Source organism: Flavicella sp., assembly GCF_029238425.1.
In the GTDB taxonomy this organism is placed as follows: domain Bacteria; phylum Bacteroidota; class Bacteroidia; order Flavobacteriales; family Flavobacteriaceae; genus Flavicella.
Map to the genome: position 1 here is coordinate 51,893 of NZ_JAQWGB010000053.1, position 10,735 is coordinate 62,627.

The following is a 10,735-nucleotide window of genomic DNA, read 5'->3' on the forward strand; positions in this document are numbered from 1 at the left end:
ATTATGGTGTTCGGCACTACCCCGTCGGGCACCCTATTTTTAAAATAATTGCCTATCAAAACAGCAGAAAACACTTTAAAAGTTCATTCCATAGAATCTTATGGAACCCACGACGGTCCGGGGATAAGAATGGTTGTTTTTTTACAAGGATGTAAATTAAAATGCTTGTATTGTCACAATCCAGATTCCATCGACACTCATGGTGGTGAAGAACATGCTATCGAAGACCTGGTAAGACGAGCTGTTAACATGAAGTCTTACTTTGGTATAAAAGGAGGCGTTACTGTTTCAGGTGGAGAACCTTTATTACAATCAAAGGAATTGATACACTTTTTCAAAAGGCTTAAAGAGGAAGGAATACATACCAATATTGACACTAACGGTAGAGTCCTCAATCATTTCACAGAAGAACTGTTGGACGACTATGCAGATTTGGTAATGCTGGATATCAAGCATATGACTGAAGACGGTTACCAATATCTTACAGGTGCAAAAAACAAAAACACCACTTTCACTTTTGCCAAACATCGTGAAGCCTCTGGAAAAAAAATGTGGCTGAGATATGTTTTAATTCCGGGAATTACAAACAAACCCGAGTTGCTCCATGCCATGGGAAATTATTTTAAAGAGTATAAAACCATAGAAAAAATAGAACTTCAACCTTATCATAAATTGGGCGTGCATAAATGGGATGCCTTAGGTTGGGAGTACAAACTGAATCATATAAAAGAAAATACTGATGACGAACTCAAAGAAGCTGAATCTATTTTGAAAGCTTACTTCAAAGAAGTGAAAATAAATTAATCTGATTTTTATTTATAGAAACATTTGAAAACCTGACTAACTATGAACCTAATCAATGGAAAACATACTTAGCCAACTTTGATACATCACGTCAGTTCATTGTAAATTGACACAAATGAGCACCTACCAAGACGAACACAAACCTGCTTCAGAGTTTGAAACGAGAACTGAATATTTAGAAAATGAATTGAAAATAATGAAACCCAAAAGGTATCGTCTGAACCTCCCTGGGAGAGATTTTCGATTTGAATGGGAAGATTTAGTTCCTGCACTTGCAGGAACTCTAGGAATCATTGCCATGTACTCTTCTGTAATGATGGCATGGGCAGAAGGCTTAACAAAAGCTTGGGACCATGTTACCTTAGGAAAAGAATTTGCCATAGAAGTTTCACGTGTTGAAATGATCATCCCTGCTTTTCTCTTTGTAATTCTGGCTTCTGGTTTTATAAACCCAAGAGCAAATTTAGCAGGAAATCACGGACCAATGATTCCATTAATTGCAAGTATTGCCCTTGCAGGAGCACATCCATTAGCATTGGCTATTTTGATTGGTGTTTTTGGTCTTATTCTTAGCATTGTAAAAGGTGGTTCTCGCTTGGTGAATTTAACCAGCAAAGGGGTCGCCGGAGGTCTCTTGATTTTTTTAGGGTTTATGGGAGCTTTGAGTCAAATCAAAACAATACAAACCTGGAGTCTTGGGCTACATACTTCGGAAATTGCCACTAAATCTTTAGGTTATCTTGGTCTGATCATTTTAGGTATTACAGTTATATTATACAGTTTTCTTGCAAGAATTGACAAACGTTGGCTCGCTATTCCAGCTTGTTCTGCAACAGCTCTAGCAATCGCATTAATTGGCGGTGCTGGATTTGATCTTAGCTTCACTACAGAGATGGGGATTCCCAATTTAAACCCAGTCTATTGGTGGGGAAATACTTCAGAAGGATGGATGTTAGGACTTCCAAATACCGAACATTTCATCGCCTCTCTTCCGTTTGCCATCTTAGCTGTTGCCATGTGGTCTCCAGATTTTTTGGGCCATAGAATTTTCCAAGAAATGAATTATCCAAAAAAAACAGAAAAAGTTTTGATGGATGTAGACGATACGATGACGATGTGTTCTATTCGTCAAATGGTAGGAACCGCTGTTGGAGGAGGTAATATCACCTCTTCATGGGGTACTTATATGATTCCTGCAGCCATAGCAAAACGTCCTATTCCTGCGGGCGCCATCCTATTGGGAATTATGGTGATCGCTGTTGCAATTTTAGGGAGTCCCATGGACGTGGCAGTTTGGCCACCCGTTAGATCCATTGCTTTATTGGTAGGGGTTTTCTTACCAATGATTGAAGCTGGAATTCAAATGGTAAAGGAAAGTGCATCTGCTCAAGCTGCTGGTATTTGCATTTTTATGGCCATGGTTACCAACCCTGTATTAGCATGGGCATTGGCTATGTTTTTAGATAATAATGGTTTGATTGGAGATAAAGATAGACCCAAAAACCTATCCATGACGGATAGATTATATATACCACTAGGAATTCTACTCATCTGTCTAGCAGCCGTACTTGCTGTTGGTATGCTCGACGGAAAGTACGGAATCCATGCCTTATTATAATTTGGTTGATAGGCTGGATGAACTTATAAAATTTATAATCTACATAAAAAAGCTCTCGATTTCTAGAGAGCTTTTTTATGTATTCTTTGATTATCTTGATTAGAACTAAACAAGCGTTTCAAACCTGATTAAATTGATTCCTTTACAATATCTGTAGATTGCGATATAAGTATCATCAAAATATTTTAAAACTATTCTACTATATACTTTTGTGAATTTTTCAATCCTGGTTCATCTACTGCTTCCATCTGATTGAAAAGTTCAGCCTGCATTTTTTCCGCTACAGCTTTATATTCTTCCTTAGCATATACATTTTCTAGTTCAAATGGGTCATTTTTCATATCAAACAAATACGGCTTTTCTTTTTTATCCAGCACCAATTTGTATCTATCGGTAACTGCAGCTACCCACCATCCCCCGGTTTTGGCAAAATAAGTCATTCGGTCACTATCTACAATTTTCTTTTTGTTTAGAAAATCATCAGAAGTATCTAGGCCTTGGAACTTTGCCTCTGTATCCACTCCCATAATTCCTAAAATGGTTGGAGTAAAATCTACATTTGTATATGCTTTGTTAATAATTTTACCAGCTTTTATTTTTGCTGGGTAACGCAATACAAAAGGAATTCTTGAAGAGGCTTCATAAGGCACTCCTTTATTCCTTCTTTTGTGCTCAAAAAACATATCGCCATGGTCAGAAGTAAAAATGATGATTGTATTTTCGACCAAATTATTTTCTTCTAAGAAATTCATAATTCTACCAACACTATCGTCAATATGACTCACCATCCCAAAATATTGCTTCAAAGCTTCTTTTTCTTTTTCAAAAGCCTTTTTCTTTTCTGCTTCATTACTCCCTCCTTTTCCCCAAGACGGTCTATTATCAGCATATTCGGGCTTCATGGTAATCGGTGCTTGAACATCTAAATCGGCATACATTTTATCATAAGGTGGCTTCGCAAAATCAGGTGTATGTGGATCTGGAATAGAAAGCATCAGAGCAAAAGGTTCCTTTTTATCTCTTTCTAATATCTCTAATGTTTTATCTGTGAAAAAATCTGTCAAATGAATCACCTCATCCTCTGGCAAATTAGCCGCTACTTTTTCATTGATACCTTTGTACTTTCCATTTTTGATATGAAAATAAGGAGCATGTCCCCCTCGCATCATATAACGATTGTCTTCAAAACCTGCTTTGTACTTGATACCAAAACTATATTTTTCATGACCGGCGAGATGCCATTTTCCAACATAAGAAGTCGCATAACCATGATCTCTCAAAATAGTTGCAAATGTTGGAATATCCTCACGAATATGCAATCCATTTTTTGGCGCCCCTGTTGCTTGAGGATACAAACCAGTGACTAAAGATGCTCTCGAAGGAGTACATACCGGAGACGATGCATAATAACTTGTACAAATCACTCCTTCATTTGCAATTTTATCAATATTCGGTGTTTTGGAATTATTTCCTTTTCCCCATACAAAAGCCTGCTCTTCCGGTAATAAATTTTGATAACAACTTAGCGTTCGGAAGTTGTGTTCATCTGTATGGATAATAATTAGGTTTGGCTTTTTAGTTTTTTTCCCTTCATCTTCAGCAGCATTACTGAACAGTCCACAAAAGGCAAACACTACTGTTGCTACATTTTTAAAATTAAATTTCATTATAATATTATTTAGTAATTTTCAATTCTTTTGTTACTCAATTCTCTCTAATAAAAATCAGACAAGATATTTTTAGGACCTTTTTCATAATCCCATAAATAATCTCCAGTCTCCTTGATACATTTTTTCCCATAATGATGTGGCAATACAGACACCAAAGGGAATCCTGTTTTTGTTTTATAGCTTTCTAAATGTTCTAGATATTTCTTTTCTGTAATTGCTTCTGTGGCATTTCCTCCAATATGATCTAAATTGATTCCTTTTCCTGGAGCCGATTTATAGCATATTTCATAATGTGTTTTTACCCTTCCTTTCCAATTGTATTCATCCAACAACCAAATATCATTTGTTCTAACAACATCGGCATATTTAGAAAGAAAAATATCAGGCACATGAAATTCCATTTCTATATTTTGATCGATATCCTTAGCTGCTCTGTATAAAGCCCTATGTATTGGCAACATCTCTGATTTGGTATTATATGACATGTCTATCTTAAACTTCATCACTCCCATTTTATGAAAACGAGCAATAACTTCTGAAGCGTATCCATAAATATCCGATTGAGGATTCAAATATTGAACATCGTCTTTTCTACCTGGTTTTGTGCCAAAAGAATAATTCCCCAACAATTCAGGATATTTTTGCGCGGCAAGACTTTCTTTATGAATCTTAGGAAAACCAATCCATAATCCGGGTGTAAATCCTTTCTCATTGATAAAATCCATTGTTTTTCTAAAGTCCGGGAATTTCTTTGGATCAGGAACCCAGGATCCGAATCCCGATTTAATGCTACCATCAGGAAAAGTTCCCCATCCATGATCTAGGGTTAATTTCCCCTTAGGATATCCAAATTCAATAATCTTATCTACATAATATTTCACAAAATCATGATTGAGCAAATTAAAATGTTCATGTCTTTTTGTTGCTTGTTTTTTCTGTTCCGACCACGTACAGTATTCAACATCTTCCCAAAACTTAGGTGTCTGCTTGTATGGAGTAATATTCAATCGTTGCATCATGATACGATTGTATGCTTTCCAAGCTTCATCTCCGTTTCCAGTTTCGTCCAAGAACACTTCTTGTCCCTCTGGAACAGTTACCGTTAACGTATCTTTTCCATCAAAACTATATATAGAATTTTCATATCCCGCAGTAGTCATAAATCCTATAAAGGTCCCCTTAGCATCAACAATCACAGGAGAACCCGACATTCCACTTGCTTGACAAGTAAAGGGATTATATGTAAAAGGCTTACTCAGATAATAATAGGAATTACCACCTTTTTCACCTGGTCCATTTATACTCTGAAAAGGGCAAAATAAAGGAGCGGAAACTTTTATTTTAACTTGCTTCCCTTCTCCCTGAATTACTTTATTGTCCACAAACAACTCATCTCCCTTCAGGTTGGTCAAATTGTTCATTGCTCCAACAGAAGTACCCGCTATTGCCAATCCTCCAAGCCCTGCCTTTTTCAAAAAATTTCTTCTATTATTCATATTGATTTTTATTTAAATATTTTGTGCCTTTAATTCGACATATCAAAAAAGATTCAAAGAGGTTAAACTTTCAATCTCTGCCGTTTTTTTAAAGTTATTTGACTATTTGACAAGTTCTTTTAATTCTTCTCTAAAATTCTTCAAAACTTTTTTACTGCTAGACTCTTTAGCAATGTTTTTCCATTCCATAGGATCATTTCGATGATCATACAATTCTTCAAAACCATCTGAATACACAATATATCTGTAGTTTTCATTTCTCAACGTATGATTCCCTAAGCCTTTTGTAGTTAAGGCTGAATGGTTCCATTTCCCTTTCGGGTTGGACACTAAATGCTCAAAGCTATTTCCATCCAAATCTTGCTTTTTTGGTAAATCACATAAATCAATCAATGTTGGATACACATCAATTAAAGAAACAGTTCTGACGCTAACTTCCCCTTTGCTTTTACTTGGATCGAAAATGATCAATGGAGTTTTAGCCGATTCTTCCCAAAGCGTCTGTTTTGACCAGTGCTCTTTTTCACCTAAATGCCATCCATGGTCTCCCATGATAACTACAATCGTATTTTCTGCATAGGCGCTATTTTCTAGATTATCCAATAGATGTCCAACACAAGCATCGGCAAATGCTAAACTTGCCAAATAACCTCTCACAGCCGATTTCCATTTGTCATTCCTTAATATTTCTGCGTGTAAATTTTGTCCTGCCCAGTTTTTTCCAATTTTTCCAACATCTTCCAAATCTGTTTTTAATACGGTTGACAATTCAATTGACTCTTCATCAAATAAATCAAAATATTTTTTAGGAGCGTATAATGGTAAATGAGGTCTAAAAATCCCACAAGCTAGAAAAAACGGCTTGTCGTGTTTTTCTTTCAAAAACTTAGAAGCATACTCTGCGGACTTCCAGTCATTTGTTTTTTCATCCGGCACATCTACTGGCCCCCAATCAAAAGATCTTGTTTTGCTCCCTTTTACTCCGGCTCTTTTAAAATCTAAGCCATGAGGAAATCTATTTTTAGGATAAGGAGTTCCAAGCCCAACTTTATTTTCAGTTTGAAAAGAACCTGGATCACTTCCTTCCTTTGGTTCCTTGGCAGTACCTCTTGGACTATGAAATATTTTCCCCGTCGCTACTGTTTGGTATCCGTTTTTCGCAAAATATTGCGGTAATGTAACGGTGCTTTCAAAACCTTTTATTTTTCTAAAAACTTCATTATTCCCATACACCCTTGTTTTAAAAGGCTGATACCCTGTAAGCATACTAGTACGAGATGGATTGCACAACGCCGCGGAACAATAGGCATTTTTAAATACAGTACTTTTTTTTGCGAATTTATCCATATTCGGAGTCTTTGCTTGTGGATGTCCACCAAAAACGCCTACCCAATCATTCATATCATCAACGGTTATCAACAAAACATTAGGCTTGCTTTGTTTTTTCTGCGCCCAAACTGAATTAGGAAATGTTGCTAAAAGGAGTAAAACTGTAATAAACTTTAAGGGAATCGTTTTTTTCATTTTCAACTGTTATTAAATGGTAACACGAATTAAGAAAATATAAAAGAACGGCACGTCTCTTTGCGTTTAATATATGTAGGTTACAGTAATAAAACTGATGATAAACATTCTAATCAACGACAGAAAACATCCTAGAAAAGAAAAGCCTCCAATAAAAATATTGGAGGCTTTATATATTATTAAAAAAGTGAATTATTTTATCTCAACAATTACTTTATCAATTTTCCCTGTAAACTTAGTTGCTTCAGGACCGTATCCGATACCTTCTGCTACAGGAGTTTGATTGTCCAACCCTACATCCGCGGTTTCATCTGCAGAAAACATATTAGGCTGTGTTTTTTCAATTCTTCCATTTCCTTTTGAACCATCAGAAACAGAAATACTTGCATCTCCACCTTTTCCGTTTCCTTCTCCATCGTAGTCAAAAGCAAAAGAAATTTTATGTTTACCAGCAGGTAATTTTGAACCTGTACTAATAACAAATCTCTCTAATCCTAAGAAATTATAAGTAAACTCAGGCACACCCTCTTTCATATACAAACACCATCCACCAAATCTACCTCCTTGAGTCAAAATAACTCCAGTAGCTTTGTCGTCTTTCACTTCGATTTCTGCGTCAATTGTAAAAGATCTGTTTTTAATATTGATGAAAGTATTCTCCATCATACCTTCCATACCTTCATACAACTTCAAGGTAGTTCTACCTCCCATAATATCTGGACGACCTGCAATTGCCGGATTAGTTCTTTCTACAACACGATCATCAATTGGTAATACATGATATTTTTCAGCTTCTGCCATAAACAAATCCTGCATCGCCTTCAACCTTTCAGGATATTTTTTTGCCAAGTTTTTAGTCAGACTAAAATCATTTTTAACATCATACAACTCCCAAACATCATCCTCTAAATTTGGAAAACCTTTCATTTCCCAAGGCGCTCTATGCAAAGTTCTTGCATACCACCCATTTTGGTATAAAGCTCTGTTTCCAAATAACTCAAAATACTGAACGGTATGCCTCTCAGCAGCATTTTTATCATCAAATGTATAAGCAAAACTTGTTCCTTCAATAGGTGTTTGAGGAACACCATTTACTACTTTTGGCTCTGGCAAACCAGCAACTTCTAAAATTGTAGGTGCGATGTCAATCGCATGTGTAAATTGTTCTCTAATTCCTTTTCCTTCGGTAACTTTTTCTGGGTAATGAACAATCATTCCAGTTCTAGTACCTCCAAAATCTGAAGCTATTTGCTTTGTCCATGTAAACGGAGCGTCAAATGCAACTGCCCAACCGGCTGCCATATGAGGGAACGTATTTGGTAATCCCCAATCATCCATTAGAGGTAATAAATCTTCAACTTTCTCTTCAACAAAGTTAAAATAAGTCATCTCATTATACATACCAACCATACCTCCTTCTGCACTCGTAGCATTATCACCAGCTACAAAAACAATCATGGTATTATCTAATTCTCCAATTTCTTCAATCGCATCAACCAATCTTCCGATTTCATAATCTGTCATTTCAACAAATCCAGAAAAAACTTCTGCTTGACGCGCAAAAAGTTTGCGTTCGTTATCCGTTAATTTTTTCCAGTCTTTGATATCGTCTGGTTTTGGAGCTAATCTTGTTTTAGCCGGAATAACCCCTCCTGCTTTCATGTTTTTAACAGAAGTCTTTCTAACCTCATCCCAACCTTTATCGAATTGTCCCTTGTATTTATCAGACCATTCCTTTGATACATGGTGTGGCGCATGTACCGCTCCTGTAGAAAAATACACAAAAAACGGTTTGTCTGGAGTCATCGACTGTTGTGCCTTTACCCAGTTGATTGCTTGATTGGTCATATCTGTTGTAAAGTGGTAATTATCCATTTTAGGAGGATTCACTTTCTTTACACCATCAAAAATTAATGGAGCCCATTGATCTGTTTCTCCACCTATAAATCCGTAAAACTTATCAAAACCTTGACGCGTTGGCCATCTGTCAAAAGGTCCGGATACACTTGTTTCCCAAGCAGCCGTTTCATGCCATTTTCCAAAAGCAGCTGTACTATATCCATTTAGCCTTAACGTCTCCGCTAAAGGAGCAACACTCGCTGGCAAAGCTCCAGTATTTCCAGGATATGCCGTACTTGTTTCCATGATAGACCCCGTATTACATGTATGATGATTTCTACCCGTTTTGATAGACATTCTTGTTGGTGAACACAATGAAGTCGTATTAAAATTATTGTATCTCAATCCGTCAGCAGCCAATCGCTCCATGGTTGGTGTGTTGATAGGTCCTCCAAAAGCTGTTGTTGCTCCCATTCCTAAATCATCAATCAATACAATGACTACATTTGGTGCTTCTTTGGGTGCATTTACCTCAAACCTTTTAGGAGGTTTTGTATTACGAGCATCCAATTCCGTGTACGTTTTTGGTTCTGGCTCAACAATTGGTAAAATCTCTCGATTCAAAACATCTTGAGCAAAAGTGGACATTGCTCCTAAGAACAAAGCCATAGACATCAAAATAATTTTATTTTGTTTCATTTTCATAAGTTTTAATTAGGTTTAAAATTGTTTCCTTAATTTAGAACTAAATTCCCCCTTTTTTTTCGAACTAACAAATGAAAACTATTTTTTTACACAAGTCCTACCTTGAGAACAACATGGTTCCTTATTGCTAACAATATAAAATCAGATCTAATAACAACATCAACCTAACTGTTATTTTTAACTACATCAGAATCAATAATTAAAATTTCATGGCTGCATTGGGAGGCAAGGGTATATCATTAGTTTTTCTCCAGGCAACCAACTCATGCAATAACTCTTCTGTTTTAGAAACTTCTATTTCAGATACATCTTTAGACTCTGACTGATCCAATGAAAGGTTATACAACTCAACTTTACCCGTTGCTAAAAATTGAATCAATTTATAATTTCCTTTTCTAATTACGGAACAGGCTCCATGCTTATACTGACTTGCTACGTGCAAAAACAAGGGTCTTTTTTGAAACAGCTCTGTATCTTCCTTGAAAATTTCTGTCACAGAATTCCCGTCTAAAACCCCTGAGAAATCGTCAACACCTCCCACTTTCATCAAAGTTGGAAATATATCCAAACAAGATACAGCTGCCGAACTTCTTCTTGCTTTTACTTTTCCTGGCCAGTTTACGAACATTGGGACTCTTAATCCTCCTTCATAAATATACCCCTTAGCTCCTCTTAGTAATTTATTATTGCTTTGACCTCCATGGTATCCGTTATCAGAAGTAAATACAATCATCGTATTATCTCTTAATCCATTTGCATCTAAATAATCTAAAATTCTTTTCACATTTTCATCAACAGATTCAACCATTGTGGCGTACCCTGCATGATATGCTCTTCGTTTCTCCTTCTTTTGCATTCCTTGACCATGCACAGAATCCACAGGTTTGTCCAAATATTTCTGTAACAACTCCTCACTTCTTGCCCTTACTGGAGCATGCACCGCATAATAATTTAAATTGATTAGAAAAGGCCCCTCTTTATGCAAGTCCATAAACTCTAAGGCTTCATCCGTCATTCTATCTGTCAACCAATTGTCCGTTGATTTTTGTTCGATAAAAGGATTGCTAAAAGGAGCCCAA

Annotated in this window: 7 protein-coding genes; 2 read left to right on the top strand and 5 right to left on the bottom strand. The window is 36.3% G+C overall.

Annotated features, from left to right (window positions below):
- The first annotated feature begins 48 nt into the window (after window positions 1–48).
- Both pflA and P8H68_RS03640 read left to right on the top strand, forming a co-directional pair.
- Entirely contained in the window at window positions 49–804 is a 756-nt protein-coding gene (gene pflA, locus P8H68_RS03635) for a pyruvate formate-lyase-activating protein (protein ID WP_300321734.1), read from the top strand.
- A gap of 115 nt (window positions 805–919) precedes the next feature.
- Window positions 920–2,422 carry a DUF3360 family protein gene (locus tag P8H68_RS03640; protein ID WP_300321735.1) on the top strand — a complete coding sequence of 501 codons (1,503 nt, stop codon included), beginning with the start codon at window positions 920–922 and terminating at the stop codon, window positions 2,420–2,422.
- Window positions 2,423–2,613: 191 nt separating this feature from the next.
- On the opposite strand, the gene P8H68_RS03645 is transcribed toward P8H68_RS03640, so the two are convergent.
- From P8H68_RS03645 to P8H68_RS03665, 5 genes are all read right to left on the bottom strand, one after another.
- Complete coding sequence (locus tag P8H68_RS03645) at window positions 2,614–4,089, bottom strand: sulfatase (RefSeq protein ID WP_300321737.1); 1,476 nt, start codon at window positions 4,087–4,089, stop codon at window positions 2,614–2,616.
- 47 nt (window positions 4,090–4,136) lie between these two features.
- Entirely contained in the window at window positions 4,137–5,588 is a 1,452-nt protein-coding gene (locus P8H68_RS03650; RefSeq protein ID WP_300321739.1) for a twin-arginine translocation signal domain-containing protein, read from the bottom strand.
- Window positions 5,589–5,690: 102 nt separating this feature from the next.
- Window positions 5,691–7,112, bottom strand: coding sequence for a sulfatase (locus tag P8H68_RS03655; protein WP_300321741.1), 1,422 nt, complete (start codon window positions 7,110–7,112; stop codon window positions 5,691–5,693).
- A gap of 192 nt (window positions 7,113–7,304) precedes the next feature.
- Complete coding sequence (locus P8H68_RS03660) at window positions 7,305–9,650, bottom strand: arylsulfatase (RefSeq protein WP_300321743.1); 2,346 nt, start codon at window positions 9,648–9,650, stop codon at window positions 7,305–7,307.
- 205 nt (window positions 9,651–9,855) lie between these two features.
- On the bottom strand, window positions 9,856–10,735 hold an 880-nt coding region (locus P8H68_RS03665), incomplete at its 5' end, for a sulfatase-like hydrolase/transferase (protein WP_300321746.1).